The sequence below is a fragment of the Lentilactobacillus parabuchneri DSM 5707 = NBRC 107865 genome (assembly GCF_001435315.1).
Classification (GTDB): Bacteria; Bacillota; Bacilli; order Lactobacillales; family Lactobacillaceae; genus Lentilactobacillus; species Lentilactobacillus parabuchneri.
On the sequence record NZ_AZGK01000001.1, the window covers coordinates 252,486 to 277,348 of the forward strand.

Genomic DNA, 24,863 nt, shown 5'->3' on the forward strand with positions numbered 1-24,863 from the left:
GTGTAAAATGGTGACATGATGGATTAGATCGGAGACGAACATGAATAATATAATTGCGCAAGTTGTGACTGGAAAAGTCATTGATGAAAATGATAAAGACTACTTTATTCAAATTGAGGGCGAAACATTTCTCCTTGATAAAGAGGAAGTCAAGAAGCCATTAAAAATTGGTGCCAGCTTTACTGGCTTTACGTACGAAAATGAACAGCATAAAATGCAAATTACCAGAAACATTCCAGAAATCCGTAGAGACCATTACGGTTTTGCGACCGTTGTGAAGGAAAAGTTTGGCTTGGGTGTTTTTGTCGACATTGGACTGCCCAACAAGGACGTCGTCGTTTCAATTGACGAACTCCCAACTGTCCGTTCATTGTGGCCACAAGACGGCGATCAACTTTTAATCGACTTGACGGTGGATAACAAGAACCGAATTTGGGGTCATTTGGCCGATGAAGAAATCTTCAGTGCCATTGCCAAACCCGCCAAGGATGATTTGCAGAATAAGAATTTAAAAGCACGGGCCTACCGCCTTAAAATGTCTGGCACCCGCCTACTAACCGAAGACTATAACCTGGCATTTTTACATCCAGATGAGCGATTAATGGAACCACGTTTGGGCGAAGAGGTCGAGGGTCGGGTAATCGGCATGTTACGCGATGGCAGCGTCAATATTTCGACCAAGCCCCGTGCTTACCAAGAAATTGGTGAGGACGCCCAGATGATTTTAGCGGCCATTGAACATACGGATGACAAACAGCTGGCTTTTAGCGACAAAAGCACACCGGATGCGATTAAGGACTATTTTGGGATCAGCAAAGGGGCCTTTAAGCGGGCATTGGGTCACTTGCTCAAAGAAAATTTAATTGTTCAAGAGGACGGGCATATTTCGTTAAAAAAGTAGGTTAAAGCGATGCACGAACAAATTGAGGATTATTTACATTATCTGCAGGTTGAACGAGGACTTTCAGCCAACACCATTCAAAGCTATCGCCAGGATTTACAAGAGGCTGATGCTTTTTTCAAAACCCAGACCAAGTCAATTGCCGAAATTGACCAGTTTGTCATTCTCAATTTTTTAGAGCAGCTTCAACAACAACGTAAAGCCAGAAACACCGTAATCCGAGTTGTTTCAACACTGCGCCGCTTTTTTCAGTACCTGGTGCAATTTGGGGTCATCAAAGACGATCCAATGTTGAAGGTTGACTCTCCCAAAAAGGCTCAAACCCTTCCCGATGTTCTGACGGTTGCTCAGGTTAACCAGCTGCTTTCAATGCCGAACACCAATCAGAAATTAGGAATTCGGGATCGGGCAATCCTGGAGACCCTCTATGCCACTGGGCTTCGGGTTAGCGAACTGGTGAACTTAAAGCTGGGCGATCTGCATTTGCCGATGAATTTATTGCAAACAATTGGTAAGGGCGATAAGGAACGGATCATTCCAATCAGTGACGTTGCGGTCGATTGGCTGAATCGATATCTGACCACCACCCGGGTCGCGTTGCTCGACGGAAAGCCAAATACCGAGTTTGTTTTTTTAAATGCTCACGGCAGACAATTGACTCGCCAGGCAATCTGGCTGATGATTAAGAAATACGTCAATCAAGCCGGCATTAAACGCCACGTCACGCCCCATACGCTGCGCCATTCGTTTGCGACGCACCTGCTTGAAAACGGGGCGGATTTGCGAATTGTCCAAGAGCTGCTGGGGCATTCGGATATTTCGACCACCCAAATTTATACGCACGTTTCGCATCAGCACTTAACCGAGGTTTACAACAAATATCATCCACGCGCGTAAGGAGTATAACTAATGTTATATCAGTATCGAAAAGATTATGAAAAAATTGCCATGGGCCTGTTCTCCTTGGTAACGGAACTACAAAATATGGATCTCGTCTCTCAGGAGATGAACTGGTATGCCAATAAGGAGAACCGCATTATCTATTTGTGGCGCGATCCGTCCAATAATTGGTCAGGATTAGTCGGCATCGAATTGCAGGACGATCAATTGCTGGTCCATCAGCTGGTCTTGACGCCGCAAAGTGTCAATCAAGCAAACTACAACCGAATTTTTGATGATTTACAGGATTTGTATCCAAAGTATAAAATCGTTGCCGGATTTGACAATAAATCCGCTTGGGAAAAATGGGAGAATTCACCTGATCATGCCTGAAACTATTCAACCTGAATTACATTTAAATGATTTTGACGGCCCACTGGAAGTGTTGCTGCATCTAATTCAGGAATCCAAAATGGATATCTATGATATTCAGATTTCAACGATTACTGAACAATATATGCAATATATTTACGATGCCCAACAGCTTAACTTGGAAATTGTCGGCGAATATTTTGTGATGGCCGCTAAGTTAATGGTCATTAAGTCGAAGATGCTGCTGCCAAACGAGGTCGATGATGATTCCGATGACGAGCATGAAGATCCCCGAGAGGAATTAGTTTCACAGCTATTAAATTATAAGCGCTACAAAATGGTTGCCCAAGACATGAAGCGCCGAGAAGCCTTTCGCCGCCAGAGTTTCACCAGGTCCGAACTGACGGTGCCGGCAACCAAGGATGAGTTGATTCAACCCTCTCCGTTTAACAGTGGCGACATCATGGCGAGTTACGTTGATGCGTTGAAACATTTTAAGTACAATCAACCAATGTCGACCGTCATTCACGAGTGGGCCTACACCATTGAGGGCCAGAGTCAAAAAGTGCGCGCCTTATTGAAACGGGACCACGCCAGGATTTCTTTTGACACGCTGGTCAACAAAGCCGACCAGCCGGAAGAAATTGTCACCGATTTTTTGGCGATTCTTGAAATGGCCAAATACAATGAAGTTGTTTTAAATCAATCCGATGCTGAGTCGGCAATTGAAATTAGAAGGGGGCCTGGATATATTGATCAGTAATTTAGCCAAAATCGAATCACTGCTTTATGCATCCGGCGACCAGGGAATCACCCTTCGACAAATTGCGCAGCGCACCGCCCTGAGTGTCGCAGCTGTTCGCCAGCTGGTTGAAAAAATCATCGAAAAATACACCACTGATGAGAATTGTGGTTTGAAAGTTTTTGTCAGTGACGACGTTTATCGATTGGGGACCAAAGAAGCGCTATCCGCGTTAGTCGGCGATTACATTAACGACGCCAAACCCCGAGTGCTTTCCGAAGCTGCCTTGGAAACCATCTCAATTATTATGTACAACCAACCGATTACTCGAATCGAAATTGATCAGATTCGTGGTGTGAATAGTTCCGCACTCCTTCATCGATTGGTTAACCAGGATTTAATCGAGGTGACCGGCGTCAAGGAAGAGGTTGGAAATCCCAAGCAGTATGGCATCACCAATTTCGGTCTGGATTATTTTGGCCTCAAGTCGTTGAAGGACTTACCCGAATTGCCGAAAGATGAAGTTTTGGATGATGATACCAGTGATTCACTCTTAACCAGATTTAACAAAGAAATAGACAAAGACCATTAGGAGGTCGATTTATGAACGAAGAACGGTTACAAAAGGTGATTGCCCACGCGGGCGTTGCCTCAAGACGAAAGGCTGAAACATTGATTTCAACCGGCCACGTCAAAGTCAACGGCCAAGTGGTGACGGAACTTGGAACCAAAGTTACCCCAAATGACGAAGTGAAAGTTGATGAGGTGCCAATTTCAAAAGAAGCACCTGTCTATTATTTGCTGTATAAGCCCCGTGGGGTGATTACAGCGGTGAGTGACGATAAGCATCGAAAAACGGTGGTTGATATCCTTGATGAAGTCACTGAGCGTATCTATCCCGTTGGTCGTTTGGATTATGATACTTCGGGGTTATTGCTCCTCACCAACGATGGCGATTTGGACAACAAATTAACCCATCCCAAGTATGAGGTTGAAAAGACTTACGTTGCCAAAGTAAAGGGGATTGTCACCAACGATGATTTGAAACACTTGAGAACGGGTGTCGTGATCGACCATCGAAAGACGGCTAAGGCGAAGACCAAACTCATCCGAACCAATAAGGATTCCTCGATTGTTCAGTTAACGATTCATGAGGGCCGTAACCACCAAGTTAAGAATATGTTCGAAAAGATCGGCCATCCGGTCGAAAAATTAAGTCGCGAAACATATGGCTTCTTAACCTTGAAGGGCTTACAACCTGGTGATTACCGACCACTTAAACCACATGAAGTTGAAGAGTTGAAAGAATTGACCGGAAAAACAAATCGTTGACTTTTAGTGAGTATTTGATATATTTAAGTTAATTAAATTGGTTTATCTTCAGGGCAGGGTGTGATTCCCGACCGGCGGTGATAGTCCGCGACTCATGAGCGATCGTGATGAACTGGTGAAATTCCAGGACCGACAGTAAAGTCTGGTATGCAGAAGATTAAATTCTTACGATGCTTTTTATAATGCCCTGACAAATTCTTTTTGTCAGGGCATTATTTTGAAGATTGACCATTGGAGGAGAGGTTTTTTCAATGGAAAATAGTAATCACAAGCAGGTTTTAACCACTCGTTTGGTGGAGATGTCGATTTTGGCAGGGTGCTCTTATGTTTTGATGTTCCTGTCAGTTCCAATTATTCCGATTGTCCCATACATGAAGCTTGATTTAAGCGACATGCCAATCTTGATTGGAACGGTTATTTTTGGCCCCGTTGGTGGGATGACGATTGCCGGGTTAAAGGCGCTTCTTTATTGGGTCACCACTGGCGCATCGATTTTTGGCTTCATTGGGGTTGGGTCATCATTAATTTCATCACTGGTTCTGATTTGGAGCTATTACCTGGGTGAGCGGGCATTTTCGTTTACCAGCGGCCTGAAAAAGACGACGTTGGTGATCTTGACAATGGCAATCTCGTTGATGATCGTTATGTCGACCATTAACTGGTTGGGCGTCATTCCGCTTTACATGAACTTGATGAATATGAAGCTGGGCTTTCCACTTTCAACAGTCATCTTGTTTGGGGCAGTGCCGTTCAATCTGATTAAAGGCGTTGTCGTGGGCGGCGTTTTCTATGCGATCAAGGGCAGTTTCCTGCCGAGGTTGAAACTTCGATAAGTTAAAGCATTTATAATTAACCAATTTCGTATATAATTGAATAGTGAGTAATGTTAGAAGGCTAGAACGGACTTGCGGTTTGTTGCTAGCCTTTTGTAATGGCGTGAATTGGTTTTGGGGGATCTTATGGATTTAGAAACGCTTTGCCTCATCTTTGGAAGTTCAACGCAATACCGGCGGATTAAGGCCATGAAAAACGCACTGATTGGCAGACGAACGGTTTCTAATCTTTACTGGGCATTGCAGTACGACATGTTGGACTTTGTGGATAGCCTGCATGGCCAGCAATTTGGCGATGATCAACAAGTTGCCCTGAAACTTTCTCAAGCCGGTTTGATTGTGGTTGACGACCGTCTTCAGTTTAAATTAACAAAGAAGGGACAGGCGATCCACGATGACTACACGGCTCAATTATTGCCGCTGAAATACTTGGGAGTATCGTCACGGTTTGATGTCAATCGGTTTGCACAAAGGTTTGTTTTTGCTTCGCAGATCGTTTCGGAATACAGTTACGCCAATCATAAATACTATCCCCAATCCCTTGGCTACTATGATGATCAACTTTTGAAACACTGGTTCATTGCGAATAAACGGCAGAACCTACCGAAGCAATTTCATGATTTGTTGAGGGGCTTTTTAAGCCGTTTAGATAATGACCAGCGCGCTGAAGTCTTTGTTCAGAGTTTAATTGGTCACCACTTTTCTGGTATGACTGAAGACCAGCTGGCTGATTCACTCAAAACCAGGCCAGCCATTATCGAAATCCAGTGGCTGCAGCTTTACGGGATGTTATTATTGTTGATTCAAAAACATCCTCAACCCAACCCCTTCATGCAATTAACGGCTGGATTGGAAAAACCGGTCATCTCGAATAGCGCTAAAAAAACGTTTGAATTATACCGCCGACAAATGGTGCCCAGCATTGACCAAATCGTGGCACAACGGCGGATTAAGCAGACCACGGTTTATGAACACCTCATCGAAGCGGCCATTATGGCGCCGGTTGCCCAATTCCCATATCAATCATTAATTCAGCCGAAAACATTTCAACAGCTCACTTTGACCCAACCCGATGATGTTGCCAACTGGGCGTTTGATCAAGCAGCCGAAGAAGTTCCCGGGTTAAGTTTCTTCGAATTTCGATTGTTTCAAATTTATAGGAGTAAAACAGCACATGATGACTGATCTAAAAGTTGCCTTAAAAAAATATTTTGGTTTTGATCACTTTCGGCCTGGTCAAGAAGCGATCCTTCAGTATCTGTTAAATGGTCAAAATACGTTGGCGGTATTGCCGACAGGTGGTGGAAAGACCTTGCTGTATCAATTGTATGGTGCACTCACCCATCAGCGGGTGGTGATTGTCTCGCCTTTGATTTCGTTGATGCAAGATCAAGTCAGTCGGTTGCAATACCTGGGATCAAAGCGGGTGGTTGCGTTGACTTCGGCACTTGATTTTCACGAAAAGGCGGTCATTATCGACCACTTGAACCAGTATCAATTTATTTATGTTTCGCCGGAAATGCTGGCTCACCCCGACATCTTAAACCGGATGGCCCACCTAAACGTTGGCCTGTTGGTGATTGATGAGGCCCACTGCATCTCAGAGTGGGGCCCGGATTTTCGACCTGACTATTTAAAATTGGGGCAGGTTCGCCAAAAGCTCGGCCAACCGTTGACCTTGATGATGACCGCCACGGCCACGCCATTTGTCCGCCAAGATATTTTGAATCATTTGAATTTTCAAACAGCCAAGCCCAAACAAGTCCTGCTGCCGATTAACCGCAAGAATATTTTTTTGAGTGCTCAAATTTGCCAGGACCAAAAACATAAGGATCAAACGCTGTTGGAGCTTGTCCAAACGTTAAACGGCGCAGGGATCATTTATTTTTCCAGTAAAAAGCAGGCCGAACAAGTTGCCGACATGCTGAATCAAAAAACCGATCGCAAAGTGATGGCTTACCATGGCGGAATGGATCATCAGCGCCGATTTCATATTCAACAACAGTTCATGGATGGCAATTTGGATATTGTCTGTGCGACGAGTGCTTTTGGAATGGGAATCGATAAGGACGACGTGCGGTTTGTTATTCATTATCATTTACCGGCCAATATTCAAAGTTATGTCCAAGAAATTGGTCGCTGTGGGCGGGATCAAAAACCCAGTTTGGCCATTTTGTTGTATGAGCCAAATGACCGGTATTTACAGCTTAACCTGATTGACCATACCATTCCAGATATTGGGGTAGTTGACTACCTTTATCAACACCCCAAAGCGCTAAACGATGATGATCAGTTCAGAGTCATCAAGTATTATTTTGACAAGGGGCTTTCATTTGAGTCGGTCCAGCGGGTATTTGATCAAGCTAAACGTCGCCGAATCGCCGAGCTTTCCGCAATGGTCAATTATGTTTATCATCCTGGTTGTCGGAGAACGCAACTTTTAGATTACTTTGATGAAGACGTATCAGATAATGATCGGACCTTTTGTTGCGATCATGACTCGGATTTTTGGGGGGATTGGCGGAATTTTAATCAAAAATACTTGAAAGTTTCTTCAACAACCGGGCCAATTCAATCAAAAGATTGGCGTCAAGTCATCGATCAGCTGTTTTTATTAAAAAATTAAGATAAAATGATTGCAATTAATGATAAAATAAGTTTGTCTATATTCTGATCAAAGGGGGGTCAATATGAAGTCCAACGATGAACAACATAAAACCGATCAAGATCAACCATGGAACCAAACGTTTTCTGAGGATCGTGATGAAAATGGTCATCTCTCTCGGGTTAAGCTGAGAAAGCAAAGCCAAAACCATCATTTAATTACCGTTGTTTTAGCCGCCCTGATTATTATTGTGGCGGTCGTCGCATTGGTTTACGGCCTGGTTCGCCAAAGTGCGATGGGAAATGATACCAAGAGTGCTGCCTCATCATCCGTGACAGTTGTGCGACAGGATTCTGCAAAAAAAAAATCATCATCACCAAAAACGACAGCCAAGAAGGCTAAGTCTGATGTAAAGCAACCGAAAAAGGCCGCTGTGACTCAGTCGAAGTCTGCTTCAACAAGTCAGCAAACCGCTAAGCCGCGATCATCGTCGACAAGCCAGTCGAAAAGCAGCTTAACCGCTCAAAACCAGAAAACAACTTCAACAGCTAAAAAAGCGACTAGTTCGACCAGCGGCCACAAATACGTAACCGTTAAAGCAGGACAGGGGATGTTTCGGGTTGCTTATAATAACGGCCTTACGACGGCTCAGTTAATGCAAATGAACGGGTTGACGTCAAGCTCTCAGCTTTATCCGGGCCAGCGGCTGCGGGTCAGGTAGTACAAATAAATTGTTAGGTAAGGAATGTTAGAATGCGAAAGAATGGATTACAAGTCGCCATTGATGGACCGGCATCTGCCGGTAAAAGTACAGTCGCCAAACGAGTGGCAAAACAATTTCATTATATTTACTGTGATACCGGCGCCATGTATCGGGCAATCACGCTAAAAGCGATCCGGTCCGGGGTTTCATTTGACGATGTCGATGAAATCGCAAAAATTGTTAAGGCTTCCAAAATTACCTTTGAACCGGCAGACGACGGTCAGAAGGTTTTTATTGACGGCAAAGAAATTACCGAAGCGATCCGCCAAGAAGACGTGACCAACTCGGTATCGGCGGTCGCTGCAATTGCTGCCGTTCGAGAGGAACTGAGCGCACAACAACAAGCAATCGCCAAGGACGGTGGGATTGTAATGGATGGCCGGGATATCGGCACGTCTGTTTTACCAAATGCCGAAGTGAAGATCTTTTTGATTGCCAGTGTTGAAGAGCGCGCTCAACGACGATATAAAGAAAACATTCAAAAAGGGATCAATACACCCCTTAATGAATTACAATTAGAGATAGAAGCAAGAGATTATAAAGATTCTCACAGAAAAATTTCACCATTGACAAAAGCCGATGATGCTGTGGAGATTGATACAACCTCACTTTCTATCAATCAAGTTGTCGAAAAAATCGCTGAAGTTATAAATAAAACATTGAAATAGCAACTAATTGGTCAATTGACTGGTAATATTGGTCGATTTAAGATAAAATTATGATTAGAGTTGTTTCAAGGAGGAATTGTTTGATGAGTGAAAATGCAAATAACGATAAGAACGATCTATTGAACGCTTTAAACAGCGTTAATGAAGTAAAAGTTGGTGACGTTGTAACTGGTGAAGTATTGGCCAAGGACGACAACCAACAATTAATTGTGGGTATTGAAGGTTCAGGCGTTGAAGGCGTTGTGCCACCACGCGAACTGTCATCCTCACAAAATGTTGATGATATTAAGCAGGGCGACAAGTTGAAGCTGGTTGTAACTTCCCGTATCGGAAGCGACAAAGAAGGCGGAAGCTTCCTGCTTTCATCACGTCGTTTGGAAACCCGTAAAGTTTGGGACGAATTGGCTGAAAAGTCAAAGAACGACGAAACCATTACTGCCAAAGTCAGCCAAGCTGTTAAAGGCGGCTTGGTTGTTGACGCCGGCGTTCGTGGCTTCATCCCAGCTTCAATGATTTCCGACCATTATGTTGATGATTTGAATCAATTTAAAGGTCAAGAACTTGAGCTTAAGATTATTGAAATTGATCCAGTTGAAAACCGATTAATTCTTTCTCACAAGTCAATTGTTCAGGCTGAAAAGGCTGAAGAACGTGAGAAATTGATGGAGACGCTTCACGAAGGTGATGTTGTTGAAGGAACTGTTGCCCGTTTGACCAACTTTGGTGCCTTTGTGGACCTTGGTGGCATGGACGGATTGGTTCACGTTTCTCAAATCGCCTACGAACGAGTTGACAAGCCGTCAGATGTCCTTAAAGTTGGTCAACAAGTTAAGGTTAAGGTCTTGTCTGTTGACTTCGACCGTAACCGAATTTCACTTTCAATCAAACAAACTCTTCCAGAACCTTGGGACGGAATCGAAGAAAAAGCTCCTGTTGGCAGCGTTCTTGAGGGAACTGTTAAGCGCCTCGTTGACTTTGGTGCTTTCGTTGAAGTATTCCCTGGTGTTGAAGGTTTAGTTCATATTTCTCAGATTGCTCATGAACACATTGACACACCTGCCGATGTTTTGAAGGTTGGCGAAAAGATTCAAGTTAAGGTTCTTGATGTTGATACCGACAGAAAGCGTTTGGCATTATCAATCAAGGCTTTGACTGATGCACCTGAAGAAGAATCCAAACCAAAGAAGTCTTCTAACAAACGGCCATCACGTAAGTCTAACGACCGTTCAATCAGCAATGCACCTGAAGAAGAAACTGGCTTTACTTTAGGTGATCTCATTGGTGACGAATTGAAAAAATCCGGCAGCAATGATGACGATAACAAATAATTGAGACTTTAAATTTTGAAAAGGGGCTGGAAACAAAACGTAAGTTTTGTCCCAGCTCCTTTCTTTCTGAATTACTTAAGCAAAGGAGGGATTTATATGGCACTGCCTACAGTTGCATTTATTGGGCGCCCAAATGTCGGAAAATCGACCATTTTTAATCGAATTGCCGGCGACCGGATCTCAATTGTTGAAGATACCCCGGGTGTGACGCGTGACCGAATTTATTCACACGGTGAATGGCTCGCAACTAAATTTGCAATGATCGACACAGGGGGAATTCAAATTAGTGATGCCCCATTTAGTACACAAATTAAAAACCAGGCGGAGATTGCAATTGACGAAGCAGACGTCATTGTCTTTATCGTCAGTGGCAAAGAAGGCTTAACAGCCGATGATGAACAGGTTGCCAAGATTTTATATCGGAGCGATAAACCGGTTGTTCTAGCAGTCAATAAAGTCGACAACCCTGAAAGCCGAGAAGATATCTATGAATTTTACTCATTAGGTTTTGGTGATCCAATGCCCATTTCCGGTGTTCATGGTCTGGGATTGGGGGATTTGCTCGATAAAGTTGTTGAGAAGTTTCCTAAAAATGAAGGCACACCAGAAAATGACGATATTCGCTTCAGTATTATCGGTCGGCCAAACGTCGGCAAATCATCGTTGGTGAATGCGATTCTCGGAGAAGACCGGGTAATTGTGTCAAACATTGCCGGAACTACCCGAGATGCGATCGACACGCGTTTTGAAGCAGACGGTATGAAGTTTACCATGGTCGATACTGCCGGAATTCGTAAGCGGGGCAAGGTTTACGAGAACACAGAACGTTATAGTGTCATGCGGGCAATGAAGGCAATTGATCAAAGCGACGTGATTTTATTTGTGATGAATGCTGAAGAAGGTATTCGTGAACAGGACAAAAAAGTTGCCGGGTATGCCCATGAAGCTGGTAAAGCGATTATTACCGTTGTGAACAAATGGGATACCTTGAAAAAGACCAACCATACCCAACAGGATTTTGAGACACTGATTCGAAACGAATTTCAATATATGGCCTATTCGCCAATTATCTTTGTTTCGGCCGTCACCAAACAGCGAATTGAAAAGCTGCCGGCCTTAATCAAACAAGTTTATGATAATCACGAAAAGCGGGTTCAATCTTCTGCGTTGAACGATGTGATCATGGATGCCGTGTCGGTTCATCCAACGCCGACCGTAAATGGAAAACGACTGCGGATTTATTACGCCACTCAGGTGAAATCCGGGCCACCAACCTTTGTGGTGTTTGTCAATAATCCAGACTTGATGCATTTTTCTTATGTTCGGTTCCTGGAGAACCAAATTCGGGATAACTTTGACTTTACTGGAACGCCAATCAAAATCATCAAGCGAAGCCGAAAATAAGCCGATTTTGACCGATTCTTAACAAAATCTTGATTTTTCGGGGTTTATCGGCACTAAATTTGGCAAAAGCATTGCAATGACAACGTTCTTATGCTATCTTTGAAAAAGAAATGATGCTTCAAAAAGGCGTTGTTTTAGCATTTTGAATTTGTGAGAATTTGATTTGCAATGTTTTACATACCTATCTTTGAGGGAGGTGAATACACTCATGGCAAACAAAGCAGAATTAGTAACCGATGTTGCAGCTGCAACTGGTTTAACTAAAAAAGACGCTACATCAGCTGTGGATGCAGTATTTGAATCAATCCAAGCTAGTTTAGCAAAAGGTGACAAGGTTCAATTAATCGGTTTCGGTAACTTCGAAGTACGTCAACGTGCCGCTCGTAAGGGCCGTAACCCACAAACAGGTCAAGAAATTCAAATTCCTGCAAGCAAAGTACCAGCTTTCAAACCTGGTAAGGCGCTCAAGGATGCTGTTAAATAGTATTCATCTGTTAAGCCAGAACGGCATTTGTCGGGCTGGCTTTTTTATTTACTTTGGAGGACAAATATGAGCTATTCAAAAACCGCGTTAGATCAACTTGAGGCTGGCCAAATCGATGATTACAAAGAATCATTGAAAAAAGCTTTGGCAAATGACTCCGATGATATGTTGTACTCGTTAGCTGAAGAAGTGTATTCACTGGGATTTTCAAAAGATGCCAGTACCATCTATGAACACCTGGCTCAAAAATATCCTGAAGACGATGGCTTAAAGATTAACTTGGCTGAATTGGCAATCGATGATGATCACGATGATCAAGCACTCAACTATTTATCTCAAGTAGCCCCGGATTCGGACGAATATGTCCGTTCCTTGATGGTGGCGGCCGATTTGTACCAGACCCAGGGAATGTTTGAGATTAGTGAACAAAAGCTCTTGGCGGCCCAAAAATTGGCGCCTGACGAGGATGTCATTAAATTTGCTCTGGCAGAATTTTATTTCACGACCCGAAACTATCGTAAAGCAATCAATTTGTATCTGGATCTCATCAAATCCGGCACTTTGGAAATGTCTGCCGTGAATTTGATTGAGCGGCTTGGCGTTTCATATGCTGAAATCGGCAAGTTCGAGCAGGCTTTGGGGTACCTTGAACAGATCAAGCCAATTCACATGAATAGCGATGTTAAATTTGAATTAGCATTTACTTATTTCAACCTCAAAGAGTATCAAAAAGCGATCAAGGCCTTCCAAGATCTACGCGACTCAGATCCGCAATACAGTTCACTTTATCCCTACTTGGCGGATGCCTATGTCAACTTAAAACGAGTTGACGAAGCTTTAAAGGCAATTCAAGAAGGCATTTCAATTGATCAGTTCAACGAAAAAATTTGGCAGAAAGCGGGTCAAATTGCACTGATGGACAATGAGGACGAACTGGCTTTGACGTATTTCAAAAAAGGCCATGAAATCGCCCCTGAGGACGTTGAACTGCTGACCTTACTATCTGACTGGTATATCGCTCACGAACGCTACAGCGACAATTTAGCGCTGTTAGAAGCAGTTTCCGATGAACACGTCGTCGACGCCCATCTTGCATACAACCTGGCACAATCATATCAAGATGCCGGAAACATCAAAAAAGCCGACCAAAACTATGAACTAGCGGCTCATGAATTAAGCGACAATCCTGACTTTTTAAAGCACGCCGCGCTGTTTTATCGTGAAGCGGGGCAATTAGAACCCGAACGAAAATACCTGAAGAAGTATTTGGACCTGGTTCCAGGCGATATTGAAATGGCTTCAATGTATGAAGAAGACCAAGACTTGTAAAGATGAAAACAGAACGGGGAAACGACGATTGGACATGGAAGTCATCGTGGCCCACACTCTGACTAACTTAAAAGATAAAACAAAGGATCTGATCCCACGGCAAGCGCGTGAACCAGATCCTTTTTCAACGTCTATAATAATTTAAAGCGTTTCGGTCGTTTATACGTGAATCCTTCACCAATCGCTTCGTTGACCTCGATAATTGAAATAAAGGCTTCTTCATCGATGGACTCGACTAATTTTTTGAGGGTATGCAGTTCGCTTGGGGAAACCACACAGTAAACGACCTGCTTTGATTTGTGTGAATAGCCGCCTTCAGCATTCAGAAACGTCACGCCGCGGCTGAGTTCGTCTTGAATGGCGGTTGAAATTCGCTCCGATTCATTACTGATAATCAAGATTCCGCGGGCTGTGTAGGCACCACGTTGGGTAAAGTTGACAATCATTGAAAAAATCCAAACATAAATCAAGGTGTAGGCCATTTGGCGGACGTTTAGATAAATGAGTGACGACAACAGTACCAAGACATCAATCGTTAACAGGGTCTGTCCCATTTGAACGCCTTTGAAACGTTCAAACAGCCGGGCAACAATGTCAACACCACCAGTGGTACCGCCGAACCGGTAAACAATGCCACAGCCAAAGCCGCCAAACAAGCCGGCACCGATCGCTGAAAGCAACAGATCATGATCAAGATTAATGACGATGGGGACCCGCTGCCAGATCCAAAGAAAAACCGCCAACACAATGGTTCCGTACAAAGTATAAAACATATCTTTTTTTCCTAAAAATCGGTAGCCAATCGCAAACAAGGGAATATTGACCAGGATGGTTGAATAAGCCGGGTCAATGTGAAATAACGCTCGCAGGATCAGCGTAATACCCGTAACGCCACCATCGGCCAAGTGATTATAAATGTTAAAAAAGACGATTCCAAATGAATAAATTGCCGTCCCGGCCGCAATGACCAGCAGATCAACGATTGAAATATCAAGGTTGAAGCGGCTTTGTTTTTTCTCCATCGTGTTACCTCCCGCGTTTATCTGACAACTTATCATATCAATTGTACTTCAGGATTGGCAATGATTGTGGTGATCTTTTTCTTTCACTGCAAATTCTGTTAGAATTGTCAGAGGATAAACTAAAAATGGATGGCGATGATTGTGCGAATAGTAGAAATTCCCACAGAATTCAAGGAAGCATTACCAATTTTACAAAAGATTGAAGCAGCCGGCTACGAAGCTTATTTCGTTGGCGGGTCTGTTCGAGATACCATCTTAAAGCGGCCGATTCATGACGTGGACATTGCGACCAGTGCCTATCCAAGTGAAGTTAAGGAACTGTTCAAGAAGACTGTTGACACTGGAATTGAGCACGGAACCGTGATGATTTTGGACCATGGGACCGGCTATGAAGTGACAACTTTTCGAACCGAATCCGGTTATCAGGATTACCGACGGCCGGACAAAGTTACGTTTGTTCGCTCACTTAAAGAAGATCTTAAACGACGTGATTTTACAATTAATGCGCTGGCCCTTTCTGAAAGCGGCCAGGTTTTTGATCTGTTTGGCGGCTTGGCCGATATGCAACACCACATTATCAAAGCGGTGGGCGATCCCAACGAGCGCTTTAACGAAGATGCGTTGCGAATGATGCGGGCAGTTCGGTTTGCAAGTCAATTAGATTTTCAAATTGAATCTGAGACGCTGCAGGGAATTGCCAGGCACAGTCGGTTACTTGAAAAAATCGCCGTTGAGCGCTGTCATTCAGAATTCGTTAAAATGATGCTGGGTGTTGCTGCCCAAAATGGCTTGAATGTGATGCTGGATACCGGATTGGACCGACACGTCCCGGTCCTTGGTGAACACGAACAAGCGCTTAAACAGTTGGCAAACAGCCCGTTAAGCTTGCAAAATGAGGTTCAGGTATGGTCGCTTCTAGCCTTTACGTTTGGTTTTTCGCGCGGTCAGATTTCGTCATTTTTAAAAAAGTGGAAGACGGCCAATAAAATAATTAATGATGTTATACTTACCACTGAATTACTTTTTGCGATTAAAAAACAGCAGGTCACAAATTGGCTGTTGTATCAAACGGGAGCAGCCAACATCACGAACGCAATTGATGTGTTTGGCCCTCTGCCTGAAACACAGACACTGATGTCCAGATATGCCGAACTTCCAATTAAAACTAAGAAGCAGCTACAAATTACCGGTGGGCAATTGATCCAACAGGGGGTATTACAACCCGGACCCGAACTTGGCAAGATTTTGGATTATCTTGAACGGGCAGTTGTTGACGGCCAAATTCCAAACAATTTTGATGATTTAAAAGCGGCTGCTGTAAATTTTCTAAATGAGGACTGATAACTGAATGGAAACAATGCGAGTTGAAAACTTAGCAAAGACGTACGGTGAAAAGACGCTGTTTGATAAGCTGAATTTTATCATAAATGAACATGATCGAATCGGATTAATTGGCACGAATGGAACCGGAAAGACTTCTCTGCTGAATGCATTGGCAGGAATTGATCAAGACTCTACCGGAGACATTATTACGTCAAAAACATACTCGATCGGCTATTTGAAGCAGGACCCGGAACTTGACGACCAATTATCCATTATGGATGCCGTTTTTTCGGGTTCCCAAGACGTTTATCAAACGATTCGAAATTATGAGGCTGCTTTAAAAGAGTTTTCTGCCCATCCTGAAGACGAGCAGGCCACTAAACGTTACACCAAGGCTGAAGCCAGGATGAACGAAGAAGACGCTTGGAATGCCCAAAACGATGTCAAGACCATCTTAAATCAGTTAAAAATAACTGATTACAACCAAAAAGTCGCTGACCTGTCAGGTGGGCAAAGGCGCCGGGTCGGCTTAGCCCAAGTGTTGATTCAGGCACCAAGTTTACTGCTTTTAGACGAGCCGACCAACCACTTGGATTTTGACTCAATTGACTGGTTGGAAAACTACTTGGCCGCTTATAAGGGGTCCCTAATTGTTGTGACCCATGATCGTTACTTCTTGGATCACGTTGCCAACAAGATTTGGGAGTTGTCGTTTGGAAAGCTGTACCAATACGACGGTAATTACCAGGATTACGTCCAACAAAAGGCGACCCGCGTTGAGGGTGAAATTCAAGCAGAACATAAGACCCAACAGCTGTATAAAAAGGAGTTGGCGTGGATGAAAACCGGAGCCAAGGCGCGATCCACGAAGCAGCAAGCCAGAATCAACCGATTTAATGATTTGAAACAAAACGTTGGGACCCTTCAAGTTGATCAGGACGTCAACATCTCACTGGGTCAAACCCGGTTGGGCAAAGAAGTGCTCAAAATGAAGGATGCTAATTTAACAATTGATGGCAAGACCATTTTGAAGGATTTCAATATCTTAATTCAGCCGAATGAAAGAATTGGCATCAGCGGTGAAAACGGGGCCGGAAAAACCAGCCTCTTAAACGTCATTGCCGGCAGATTGAAACTCGATTCAGGCATCATTAAGATTGGCGAAACGGTTAAATTAGCGTATTATACCCAGTTAACCGAACCGATTCCCGAAGATAAACGGGTGATCAGTTATCTGAGTGAAGTCGGCCAGCAGGTGACCGATAACACCGGAAACAAGATTAGTGTCACTGAATTGCTTGAAGAATTTCTTTTTCCGCGGTTTATGCACGGGACGTTGATTCGCAAACTTTCAGGTGGTGAAAAGCGACGGTTATATTTGCTGAAACTACTCATGCAACAACCAAACGTGTTATTGCTGGATGAGCCGACCAACGATTTGGATATTGCCACGTTAACGGTTCTGGAAGATTACATTTCCAAGTTCCAAGGAACGGTTATAACGGTCTCTCATGACCGGTATTTCCTGGATAAAGTGGCCGATCGCCTCTTGATTTTCCAAGGAAACGGCGTGATTGAAGAACATCGTGGCCGGTTCACGGACTATCTGGCATCATTAAAAGATCAGCCCAAGCAAAGTCAAAATTCGACCAAGCAAGATTCGGCGGATACTGCGGTAGCCGCGGATTCAAGTGATAAGCGTGAAGTCGATAATGACCAGTCACAGGCGAAAAAGAAGCTGACGTATTCTGAAAAGATTGAATACGCCCACATCGAAGACGAAATTGAATCCCTTGAGTCTCAAGTTGAAGAGATTGATCAACAAATGCAGACCAACGGCTCGGACTATGATAAACTGGCCGACCTGCAGGCACAAAAGGACAAGTTGTCAGCCGAAGCCGACAAGAAGATGCAACGCTGGGAATATTTGAGTGAATATGCTGAATAATGCACGATCATTAAAGGAGAAATTGCCATGTTAGAAGACGCTTACTTAAACCTTGAACGATACGTTTTAGAAAATGGCCATAAAAAGACCGACCGCACGCATACCGGTACTTTGAGTACGTTTGGCTATCAGATGCGCTTTGATCTATCAAAGGGATTTCCACTTCTGACCACCAAGAAAGTCCCGTTTGGGCTGATTAAAAGTGAACTTTTGTGGTTCTTAAAGGGTGATACCAATATCCGATTTTTGCTCGAACACAAGAATCATATTTGGGATGAGTGGCCATTTAAACGGTTCACTGAATCCAAAGACTACACTGGTCCTGACATGACAGATTTTGCTCACCGTGCTGAAAGAGACCCCGAGTTCAACAAAATCTACCAGGAACAAAAGAAATTGTTCTGTCAACGAATTTTGGAAGACGATGCGTTTGCGCAACAATATGGCGATCTTGGGTTGGTATATGGCAGTCAATGGCGCGCCTGGAAGACGTCTAATGGCCAAACGATTGACCAAATTCAAAATGTAATCGAAACGATTAAGACGCACCCTGATTCAAGACGGATGATTGTTTCTGCTTGGAATCCGGAAGATGTGCCTTCAATGGCGCTGCCACCATGTCACACAATGTTTCAATTTTATGTGAACGATGGAAAGCTCAGCTGTCAGTTATATCAGCGATCCGGCGACATTTTCTTGGGCGTGCCGTATAATATTGCCAGCTACTCATTGTTAACGTCAATGATTGCCCATGAATGTGGGCTTGAGGTCGGCGATTTTGTACACACGCTTGGCGATGCTCATATTTACTTAAATCATATTGAGCAGGTAAAAGAGCAACTTACCCGAAAGCCACGTCAGGCACCAGAATTGTGGTTAAATCCCGACAAGCAGAATCTGGATGACTTTTCGATGGCGGATATTAAAGTGAAAAACTACGATCCTTATCCCGTTATCAAAGCACCGGTTGCGGTTTAGGAGGGCAGTCATGTTAGCTTTTATTTGGGCTGAAGATTCACACGGCTTAATTGGCCAAAATGGCACGCTTCCCTGGCATCTTCCAGATGACATGCACTATTTTAAGAAAACAACGATGGGCAATACGATTATCTCCGGATCGCGGACTTTTCGAAGTTATAACAAGCCGCTTCCCGGAAGAGAAAACATTGTGATTTCCAGTCAAAGTGACTTCCCGGCCGGCGTTCATGTTGTGCCCTCGATTGACCGACTTTGTGAACTGGTGGCAGAAAATCCCACCAAGGAATATATTGTGACCGGTGGCGCCAACCTGTTCTCACAACTGTTAACCCGGGTTGATCGGCTCTATCGAACTAAAATTGAGGGGACGTTTGTGGGCGATACCTATATGCCGCCAATTGATTATTCTCAGTTTGCTTTGGTTAAATCAATCCCAGGCATTGTCGATGAAAAAAACAAGTATCCCCATACATTTGAAGTTTATGAAAGAAGGCAATTCCATTCATAAATGGTGTCCGTTCATCTAAATTTTGATATAATTATCGATGGACTATCAATTATTTAATAATTTTGTAAAGAAACGAGTGGCGGAAATGGCAAAAGTAAAAATTGTGACGGATTCATCTGCTCAATTAACCGATGAAGAACTTGAACAATATGACATTACAATGGTTCCACTAACGGTGATGATTGATAACACAGTCTATGTTGACCATGATACAATCACCAACGAAACGTTTGTTCCCAAAATGTTGGCAGCTCATGATCTGCCAAAGACGAGTCAACCGCCTGTTGGCAAGTTTGTCGAAGCGTTTGATCAACTGGGTGAGGACGGCAGCGAAATTCTGTGCCTCAATATGCTTGAAGCAATTAGTGGGACTGTTCATGCAGCTGAACAGGCAGCGACGATCAGTAAGAGCAATGTGACCGTTGTGGATAGTCAAAGCACTGACCGGGGTCTGGGCTTCCAAGTTTTGGAGGCTGCCAAGCTCGCGCAACAAGGTGCTGATTTACAAACCATCTTAAAGCGGGTTGATAAAGTCCGCAGCAACACAAAGTTATATCTTTGTGTGATGACACTGGACAATATCGTCAAAGGCGGGCGGCTTCCCGCATTTGCCGGGGCAATTACTAATTTTTTGAATATTAAATTAGGCCTTCAGGTGACGGGTGGTAAACTTAAAATTATTTCTAAAGGTCGCGGCGATAAGTCGCTTCGAAAATTTTTCAATGGTATCATTGACGAAATGAAGCAAACACCTTCAATCAAGTCAATTGGTATTTCATATGTGACCGAGACCGAAATTTTGAAAGAAACGGTCCAAAAGCTCAAAGACGATTTTCCGAACGCATCGCTTCTTGAGCGCGTCACATCACCGACGATTTCTACCCATACCGGAAAGGGTGCTTTCGCGTTAATTTATTTCAGTGATCCTGATTAAATCAACACAGAGATTTGTATGAAGGGGCGAGACAACGTTTGTTTGTCGTAACCCCTTTTAGATTTCAATATTTGAGGAGTTTTTTGTTTGAGCAAAAATAAACATGTCAAAAGTCATCAGCATTCGTTTCGCTGGGGCGGTTGGCTGATTGGGTTGGTCGTTCTTGTTGCCTTGGGATTTGCCGGTTTCCGGTATTTTCACCAGGGATCAACGCAACGGCCACGAGAAATCCGCTTGACCGCTGTTGGCGATTCTTTGACCCAAGGAGTGGGGGATCCCACCAATAAAGGCGGTTACACCAATTTAATTCGTAAAAAGGTGAACGCCAAGAATCCCAATGTCCGAATGTCGACGGCAAATTACGGTATTTCGGGGGAAACCACCGATCAGATTAATCATCGGGTGGTTTCTTCAAAACGCCTTCAAACGAGCTTACGGCATGCGGATGTGATCACCGTGACCACGGGCGGCAATGACCTGCTCAAATTTTTAAAGGCCAACGTGGTGGCGTCCAACCAAAAGATTTTGGATACCAAGTTGAATCAATACTGCCTGATTTATCAGCAGCGAGTGGCTCGGCTATTTCGAAACATTCGCCGGCTTAATTCCCGCGCGCCAATCTTTGTCTTTGGGATCTACAACCCGGTTTACGTCTACTTTCCGCAGGTTTCATACATTAACGACACGGTTGCTCAAACCAACCAGATAACCAAGAAGGTCAGCCAGCAACAACACGGGATTTACTTTGTGTCGATCAACAAGCAATTGACGGACGGACAGTTTAAGACCGCTAAAGAACGAAAGAGCCTTGAAAAGAAGGCTGGCGCCAGCAATTTTAGCGGCAACCAAAGTTCACCGGCTGATATTGAACGGATCCTAAACGGCCAATCCGCCCAGTCCAATCAATATTTATCAAACAATGATCATTTTCACCCTAATTTAACCGGGTACAAGATTATGACCGATCAACTGTATCAGCAGATGGTGAAGCATACAACTTGGGCAAAGGAGTGATTTGAAGATGAGACAAGACAAGCAATCAGTTAAGCGGCGCAATCCCTGGAAGTTGGCCTTTATTTCGTTGATTGGACTTTTGGTCGTGGCAATTTTGGGAATGTGGGCAGCCGTTCAATCGTCATCTTCATTGACCAAATCTGCCGATAAGCAGGTCACGTCTTCCTCGCAGCCGGTTTCAGTTTCAATTAACAAGGCACAACTGAATCAACTATCGAGCTATTACCTGGGGCGCCTGCAAAAAGACAGCCAAAACAAGTATCACTTTGAGGTCGGAGACGAAGGCATTGTCTACGGGACGTTGAAGTTACTGGGGTCAAACGTGGACTATTCACTTACCTTTGACCCAAAGGTGATGGCCAATGGGAACGTGACGCTTCATGCCAACAAGCTTGCATTAGGCAAGTTTCCGGTACCAATTAGTTTTGTTCTACTTTACGTTAAACAAAATTATAAGTTGCCAAAGTGGGTTCAGCTCGATCCCAAGAATAAACTCATCAAACTTGATATTATTCACATGAATGGCAAGCATGGGATCAATTATCGTGCCAAAACCATTGATATGAATGGCAAGGGCAGGTTTGCCTTTGAGATCATTTTACCGCCAGCAACCGAGGTGAACTAACCATGCATAAAACGTTCTACCAATTTTTAATGACCAAACGAAACCCCGGCAGCACCGATCCGGTGGCAGAGTTTGCCAACAACGCATTTTACGATCAGTCATTTCCCAAGCAGGAAGATGAGTTTGACGCGCTTTCCAAATACTTGGAAGAAAACGCGACATATCTGCCAACAATGGAAATCTTTGATTCAGTCTGGACCGAATATCAAGAAAGCTTTTAGGAAGTGAAAAAATGGCAGTAACAATTCAGTGGTTCCCAGGACATATGGCCAAGGCCATTCGACAATTCGAGGAAAATTTATCCTTGGTTGACATTGTTTTTGAGGTGATTGATGCAAGAATTCCGTTGACCTCTCAAAATCCGGAAATAAGGCGAATTAGCGCTCAAAAACCGCATTTATATATTATGACCAAACGTGACTTGGCAGATCCCAAGCTCACCAATCAATGGTTAAACTATTTTGCCGAACATCATCAACCGGCAATCGCCATTGATGCAAAGACGAAATTTGGAATCAACAACGTCATTTCCGTTATTTCGCCAATTTTGCGCGAAAAATTGCAACGCGAACAGGATAAGGGGATGAAAAAACGTCCCATTCGCGCGATTAGTGTCGGTGTACCCAACGTTGGTAAGTCGACGGTGCTTAACCGCCTGGTGAACAGACGGGCTGCCCAGGTTGGTAACCGACCAGGGGTAACCAAAGGACAGCAGTGGTTAAAGTCAGACGATAAGCTTGAATTGCTGGACACGCCAGGAATCCTCTGGCCCAAGTTTTCAAGTCAGGAGGTTGCTGATAAGCTGGCATTGACTGGTGCCATTAAGGAAAGCGTCTTCGCCAGCGATGACGTTGCCTTGTTTGGACTCGGGCGATTACGACTGCTTAATCCAAACGGGTTAAAAGAACGCTATCATTTGACGGATGCCGACTTTGATTTATCCGATGTTGATTTACTACTCGAAATTACCAAAAAAGTTGGGATGAGAGACGATTATGAACGGGGGTCCAACCGGATTATTCAGGACTTCCGGTCAGGAAAAATTGGCCGCTTTACGTTAGACAATCCAGAAATGGTGGAAGATGATGCGCAAACAAACAATTAGTGAGATTAAACAATTGTTAAGGGATGTGACAGCCGTCAGCGACCCGCTATTTACCCAGCTTAAAAACGATCCCAGAAAGGGTGTCCAAACAGCCCTTCATGCTGCAGCCGCTCGCATTCATAAACAGCAGGCCGCGGTCGTCGCATTTGAACACCGATTTGAATATGAGCGTCACTTCTGGCAACAGGGGATTGACTATATTGCCGGGGTTGACGAGGTTGGTCGAGGACCATTGGCCGGTCCGGTCGTTTCAGCTGCCGTCATTTTGCCGAAGGACTTTGATTTGGTTCAGGTCAATGACTCTAAACAATTAACACCGGCTGTCCGCGCTGAATTGGCGCCGAAGATTCAACAAGTTGCCATTAGTATCGGTATCGGATTGGTTGATAATCAAGGGATTGACGAACTCAATATTTATCAAGCAACTCGAGTCGCCATGAAACAAGCCGTTGAGAAATTGGATCCGCAACCAGAAGAAATTATTGTCGATGCCATGCAGATTCCCGTGCCAATCAAACAAACGCGGTTGATCAAGGGGGACGCCAAGAGCATCAGTGTTTCTGCTGCAAGCATCATCGCCAAGGTGTATCGTGATCACTTAATGGATGAATATGCCAAGCAATATCCGGCTTACGATTTTCCTCATAACGCCGGGTATGGGACAGCAAAGCATTTGGCTGCCCTAAAGGCGTACGGGCCAACCCCAATTCACCGGATGACTTTTTCGCCGGTTGAAAAATTTCGCAAAAATTAAATTTAATGACGTATATACTCTTAAAAGGATGGATAAAAATGCTTTTAAGAGATTTTTTATTGCGGATTCATTTATGTAACGGAATTGGAATAATTGGCAAGGCGAAGGTATACGCTTGGCTAAAACAATCTGAGTGGTCAAACACCCAATTACCACCGGTTGAACTGTTGGCGAACGTCGCCGGAATCAATCAGCACAACTTTGCCGCCTTTTCTAAAAGCTATCATCAACTGCTTCAAGATACACGGTTAGTTGAAAAATTAGTGGCCGGTGAAAAGTGGCTTTCGATCTGTGATCCGGACTATCCGGTCGCCTTGAGGGAAGCATTCGCACCGCCGTTGATTTTGTTTTATCGGGGCCGGCTGCCACTTTTATCAAGGCCGCTACTTGGCGTCGTCGGTGCCCGTGACTGCACAAATTATTCGTTTGAGGTTATGAAAAAGTTGATTCCTGGCACAGTTTCCAATACAATGGCTATTGTATCCGGACTTGCTAAAGGCGTCGACACTCTTGCTCACCAATGCGCAATTGCCAGCGGTGGCTCGACTATTGCGGTCATTGGGACTGGATTGGACATCGAATATCCAGCGGCCAACAGACCCCTGCAGCAACAAATTGGCCAAACACAACTGTTGATTTCTGAATATCCCAATCATACCAAGGGCTATCGCAGCCATTTTCCGGAACGAAATCGCATTATTGCCGGTCTTGTTCAAAGCATCTTAGTGACTGAGGCGAAGCAGCACTCCGGAAGTTTAATTACTGCAAACTTGGCGCTTCAAAACAATCGGAATGTCTTAGCAGTTCCCGGTCCGATCAACAGCCCGCTATCAGTTGGTACGAATGAATTAATCGCGGCTGGCGCCAAGCCGATTTTGCAAGCCGATGATATCGTCGAAGAGTTCTATCAAATCTGAATTTGAAAGTGCATGAGTTGACACTTCAAAATTCCTGCAATATGATGTGGTAGATTTGTAATAAAAATTCCTACAATAATATGAATACAAAAGTA

27 protein-coding genes and 1 riboswitch are annotated in these 24,863 nt (G+C 44.0%); of the genes, 26 read left to right on the forward strand and 1 reads right to left on the reverse strand.

Features of this window, described 5'->3' with window-relative positions; translation table 11 throughout:
- Positions 1 to 40: 40 nt before the first annotated feature.
- The 15 genes from FC51_RS01320 to FC51_RS01390 all read left to right on the forward strand — a co-directional run bounded on the left by FC51_RS01320 (position 41) and on the right by FC51_RS01390 (position 13,640).
- On the forward strand, positions 41 to 901 hold the full coding sequence (locus tag FC51_RS01320) for a CvfB family protein (protein WP_057909182.1): 861 nt from the start codon (positions 41 to 43) through the stop codon (positions 899 to 901).
- 9 nt (positions 902 to 910) lie between these two features.
- Positions 911 to 1,798: a site-specific tyrosine recombinase XerD gene (gene xerD / locus FC51_RS01325; RefSeq protein ID WP_057909181.1), complete on the forward strand. Its 888-nt coding sequence runs from the start codon at positions 911 to 913 to the stop codon at positions 1,796 to 1,798.
- 12 nt (positions 1,799 to 1,810) lie between these two features.
- Positions 1,811 to 2,173 carry a hypothetical protein gene (locus FC51_RS01330; protein WP_057909180.1) on the forward strand — a complete coding sequence of 121 codons (363 nt, stop codon included), beginning with the start codon at positions 1,811 to 1,813 and terminating at the stop codon, positions 2,171 to 2,173.
- Positions 2,166 to 2,915, forward strand: coding sequence for a segregation and condensation protein A (locus FC51_RS01335; RefSeq protein WP_057909179.1), 750 nt, complete (start codon positions 2,166 to 2,168; stop codon positions 2,913 to 2,915). The genes FC51_RS01330 and FC51_RS01335 overlap by 8 nt, the downstream gene beginning before the upstream one ends.
- On the forward strand, positions 2,905 to 3,486 hold the full coding sequence (scpB, locus tag FC51_RS01340) for an SMC-Scp complex subunit ScpB (protein ID WP_057909178.1): 582 nt from the start codon (positions 2,905 to 2,907) through the stop codon (positions 3,484 to 3,486). Before FC51_RS01335 ends, scpB begins: the two co-directional genes overlap by 11 nt.
- Before the next feature lie 11 nt (positions 3,487 to 3,497).
- A complete protein-coding gene (locus FC51_RS01345; protein WP_057909177.1) occupies positions 3,498 to 4,226 on the forward strand; it encodes a pseudouridine synthase in 729 nt (242 codons plus the stop codon).
- A 40-nt stretch (positions 4,227 to 4,266) separates the two neighbouring features.
- Positions 4,267 to 4,388, forward strand: a riboswitch (FMN riboswitch).
- A gap of 89 nt (positions 4,389 to 4,477) precedes the next feature.
- Positions 4,478 to 5,059 (forward strand): ECF transporter S component, encoded by a 582-nt coding sequence (locus FC51_RS01350; protein ID WP_057909176.1) that lies wholly within the window; start codon positions 4,478 to 4,480, stop codon positions 5,057 to 5,059.
- Positions 5,060 to 5,185: 126 nt separating this feature from the next.
- On the forward strand, positions 5,186 to 6,244 hold the full coding sequence (locus FC51_RS01355; protein WP_057909175.1) for a helix-turn-helix domain-containing protein: 1,059 nt from the start codon (positions 5,186 to 5,188) through the stop codon (positions 6,242 to 6,244).
- On the forward strand, positions 6,234 to 7,685 hold the full coding sequence (locus FC51_RS01360; protein ID WP_081037507.1) for a RecQ family ATP-dependent DNA helicase: 1,452 nt from the start codon (positions 6,234 to 6,236) through the stop codon (positions 7,683 to 7,685). Before FC51_RS01355 ends, FC51_RS01360 begins: the two co-directional genes overlap by 11 nt.
- Before the next feature lie 64 nt (positions 7,686 to 7,749).
- Positions 7,750 to 8,385: a LysM peptidoglycan-binding domain-containing protein gene (locus FC51_RS01365; RefSeq protein WP_057909174.1), complete on the forward strand. Its 636-nt coding sequence runs from the start codon at positions 7,750 to 7,752 to the stop codon at positions 8,383 to 8,385.
- A gap of 32 nt (positions 8,386 to 8,417) precedes the next feature.
- A complete protein-coding gene (cmk, locus tag FC51_RS01370) occupies positions 8,418 to 9,095 on the forward strand; it encodes a (d)CMP kinase (RefSeq protein WP_057909173.1) in 678 nt (225 codons plus the stop codon).
- An 83-nt stretch (positions 9,096 to 9,178) separates the two neighbouring features.
- Positions 9,179 to 10,423 carry a 30S ribosomal protein S1 gene (gene rpsA, locus FC51_RS01375; RefSeq protein WP_057909172.1) on the forward strand — a complete coding sequence of 415 codons (1,245 nt, stop codon included), beginning with the start codon at positions 9,179 to 9,181 and terminating at the stop codon, positions 10,421 to 10,423.
- A gap of 96 nt (positions 10,424 to 10,519) precedes the next feature.
- Positions 10,520 to 11,827, forward strand: coding sequence for a ribosome biogenesis GTPase Der (gene der / locus FC51_RS01380; protein ID WP_057909171.1), 1,308 nt, complete (start codon positions 10,520 to 10,522; stop codon positions 11,825 to 11,827).
- A gap of 208 nt (positions 11,828 to 12,035) precedes the next feature.
- A complete protein-coding gene (locus FC51_RS01385; protein ID WP_057909170.1) occupies positions 12,036 to 12,311 on the forward strand; it encodes an HU family DNA-binding protein in 276 nt (91 codons plus the stop codon).
- A 66-nt stretch (positions 12,312 to 12,377) separates the two neighbouring features.
- On the forward strand, positions 12,378 to 13,640 hold the full coding sequence (locus FC51_RS01390; RefSeq protein ID WP_057909169.1) for a tetratricopeptide repeat protein: 1,263 nt from the start codon (positions 12,378 to 12,380) through the stop codon (positions 13,638 to 13,640).
- A 131-nt stretch (positions 13,641 to 13,771) separates the two neighbouring features.
- On the opposite strand, the gene FC51_RS01395 is transcribed toward FC51_RS01390, so the two are convergent.
- Entirely contained in the window at positions 13,772 to 14,662 is an 891-nt protein-coding gene (locus FC51_RS01395; RefSeq protein ID WP_057909168.1) for a YitT family protein, read from the reverse strand.
- 141 nt (positions 14,663 to 14,803) lie between these two features.
- Between FC51_RS01395 and FC51_RS01400 the strand changes: the two genes are divergently transcribed.
- The 11 genes from FC51_RS01400 to dprA all read left to right on the forward strand — a co-directional run bounded on the left by FC51_RS01400 (position 14,804) and on the right by dprA (position 24,768).
- On the forward strand, positions 14,804 to 16,003 hold the full coding sequence (locus tag FC51_RS01400; RefSeq protein WP_375710465.1) for a CCA tRNA nucleotidyltransferase: 1,200 nt from the start codon (positions 14,804 to 14,806) through the stop codon (positions 16,001 to 16,003).
- A gap of 7 nt (positions 16,004 to 16,010) precedes the next feature.
- Positions 16,011 to 17,933, forward strand: a complete 1,923-nt coding sequence (locus FC51_RS01405; protein ID WP_057911129.1) for an ABC-F family ATP-binding cassette domain-containing protein — start codon at positions 16,011 to 16,013, stop codon at positions 17,931 to 17,933.
- A 27-nt stretch (positions 17,934 to 17,960) separates the two neighbouring features.
- Complete coding sequence (locus tag FC51_RS01410) at positions 17,961 to 18,911, forward strand: thymidylate synthase (RefSeq protein WP_057909165.1); 951 nt, start codon at positions 17,961 to 17,963, stop codon at positions 18,909 to 18,911.
- 10 nt (positions 18,912 to 18,921) lie between these two features.
- On the forward strand, positions 18,922 to 19,419 hold the full coding sequence (locus FC51_RS01415) for a dihydrofolate reductase (protein WP_057909164.1): 498 nt from the start codon (positions 18,922 to 18,924) through the stop codon (positions 19,417 to 19,419).
- Positions 19,420 to 19,504: 85 nt separating this feature from the next.
- Positions 19,505 to 20,353 carry a DegV family protein gene (locus tag FC51_RS01420; RefSeq protein ID WP_057909372.1) on the forward strand — a complete coding sequence of 283 codons (849 nt, stop codon included), beginning with the start codon at positions 19,505 to 19,507 and terminating at the stop codon, positions 20,351 to 20,353.
- 87 nt (positions 20,354 to 20,440) lie between these two features.
- Positions 20,441 to 21,367, forward strand: a complete 927-nt coding sequence (locus FC51_RS01425) for a GDSL-type esterase/lipase family protein (protein WP_057909163.1) — start codon at positions 20,441 to 20,443, stop codon at positions 21,365 to 21,367.
- 7 nt (positions 21,368 to 21,374) lie between these two features.
- Positions 21,375 to 21,992, forward strand: a complete 618-nt coding sequence (locus tag FC51_RS01430) for a YpmS family protein (protein WP_057909162.1) — start codon at positions 21,375 to 21,377, stop codon at positions 21,990 to 21,992.
- Between the two features lie 2 nt (positions 21,993 to 21,994).
- Entirely contained in the window at positions 21,995 to 22,213 is a 219-nt protein-coding gene (locus FC51_RS01435; RefSeq protein ID WP_057909161.1) for a YozE family protein, read from the forward strand.
- A gap of 11 nt (positions 22,214 to 22,224) precedes the next feature.
- Entirely contained in the window at positions 22,225 to 23,097 is an 873-nt protein-coding gene (gene ylqF / locus FC51_RS01440) for a ribosome biogenesis GTPase YlqF (RefSeq protein ID WP_057911130.1), read from the forward strand.
- Positions 23,078 to 23,851, forward strand: a complete 774-nt coding sequence (locus FC51_RS01445) for a ribonuclease HII (protein WP_057909159.1) — start codon at positions 23,078 to 23,080, stop codon at positions 23,849 to 23,851. The genes ylqF and FC51_RS01445 overlap by 20 nt, the downstream gene beginning before the upstream one ends.
- A 38-nt stretch (positions 23,852 to 23,889) precedes the next feature.
- Positions 23,890 to 24,768, forward strand: a complete 879-nt coding sequence (gene dprA / locus FC51_RS01450; protein ID WP_057909158.1) for a DNA-processing protein DprA — start codon at positions 23,890 to 23,892, stop codon at positions 24,766 to 24,768.
- The last annotated feature ends 95 nt before the right edge of the window (positions 24,769 to 24,863 follow it).

Excerpts from the sequence above, each read along its gene's own strand:
- xerD (WP_057909181.1), top strand. The coding sequence starts at position 911 with ATGCACGAACAAATTGAGGATTATTTACATTATCTGCAGGTTGAACGA.
- cmk (WP_057909173.1), top strand. The coding sequence starts at position 8,418 with ATGCGAAAGAATGGATTACAAGTCGCCATTGATGGACCGGCATCTGCC.
- dprA (WP_057909158.1), top strand. The coding sequence starts at position 23,890 with ATGCTTTTAAGAGATTTTTTATTGCGGATTCATTTATGTAACGGAATT.
- FC51_RS01335 (WP_057909179.1), top strand. The coding sequence starts at position 2,166 with ATGCCTGAAACTATTCAACCTGAATTACATTTAAATGATTTTGACGGC.
- FC51_RS01350 (WP_057909176.1), top strand. The coding sequence starts at position 4,478 with ATGGAAAATAGTAATCACAAGCAGGTTTTAACCACTCGTTTGGTGGAG.
- FC51_RS01320 (WP_057909182.1), top strand. The coding sequence starts at position 41 with ATGAATAATATAATTGCGCAAGTTGTGACTGGAAAAGTCATTGATGAA.
- FC51_RS01430 (WP_057909162.1), top strand. The coding sequence starts at position 21,375 with ATGAGACAAGACAAGCAATCAGTTAAGCGGCGCAATCCCTGGAAGTTG.
- FC51_RS01390 (WP_057909169.1), top strand. The coding sequence starts at position 12,378 with ATGAGCTATTCAAAAACCGCGTTAGATCAACTTGAGGCTGGCCAAATC.
- rpsA (WP_057909172.1), top strand. The coding sequence starts at position 9,179 with ATGAGTGAAAATGCAAATAACGATAAGAACGATCTATTGAACGCTTTA.
- ylqF (WP_057911130.1), top strand. The coding sequence starts at position 22,225 with ATGGCAGTAACAATTCAGTGGTTCCCAGGACATATGGCCAAGGCCATT.
- FC51_RS01435 (WP_057909161.1), top strand. The coding sequence starts at position 21,995 with ATGCATAAAACGTTCTACCAATTTTTAATGACCAAACGAAACCCCGGC.
- FC51_RS01360 (WP_081037507.1), top strand. The coding sequence starts at position 6,234 with ATGATGACTGATCTAAAAGTTGCCTTAAAAAAATATTTTGGTTTTGAT.
- FC51_RS01415 (WP_057909164.1), top strand. The coding sequence starts at position 18,922 with ATGTTAGCTTTTATTTGGGCTGAAGATTCACACGGCTTAATTGGCCAA.
- FC51_RS01355 (WP_057909175.1), top strand. The coding sequence starts at position 5,186 with ATGGATTTAGAAACGCTTTGCCTCATCTTTGGAAGTTCAACGCAATAC.
- FC51_RS01405 (WP_057911129.1), top strand. The coding sequence starts at position 16,011 with ATGGAAACAATGCGAGTTGAAAACTTAGCAAAGACGTACGGTGAAAAG.
- FC51_RS01395 (WP_057909168.1), bottom strand. The coding sequence starts at position 14,662 with ATGGAGAAAAAACAAAGCCGCTTCAACCTTGATATTTCAATCGTTGAT.
- FC51_RS01420 (WP_057909372.1), top strand. The coding sequence starts at position 19,505 with ATGGCAAAAGTAAAAATTGTGACGGATTCATCTGCTCAATTAACCGAT.
- FC51_RS01445 (WP_057909159.1), top strand. The coding sequence starts at position 23,078 with ATGCGCAAACAAACAATTAGTGAGATTAAACAATTGTTAAGGGATGTG.
- FC51_RS01385 (WP_057909170.1), top strand. The coding sequence starts at position 12,036 with ATGGCAAACAAAGCAGAATTAGTAACCGATGTTGCAGCTGCAACTGGT.
- der (WP_057909171.1), top strand. The coding sequence starts at position 10,520 with ATGGCACTGCCTACAGTTGCATTTATTGGGCGCCCAAATGTCGGAAAA.
- FC51_RS01345 (WP_057909177.1), top strand. The coding sequence starts at position 3,498 with ATGAACGAAGAACGGTTACAAAAGGTGATTGCCCACGCGGGCGTTGCC.
- FC51_RS01365 (WP_057909174.1), top strand. The coding sequence starts at position 7,750 with ATGAAGTCCAACGATGAACAACATAAAACCGATCAAGATCAACCATGG.
- FC51_RS01410 (WP_057909165.1), top strand. The coding sequence starts at position 17,961 with ATGTTAGAAGACGCTTACTTAAACCTTGAACGATACGTTTTAGAAAAT.
- FC51_RS01330 (WP_057909180.1), top strand. The coding sequence starts at position 1,811 with ATGTTATATCAGTATCGAAAAGATTATGAAAAAATTGCCATGGGCCTG.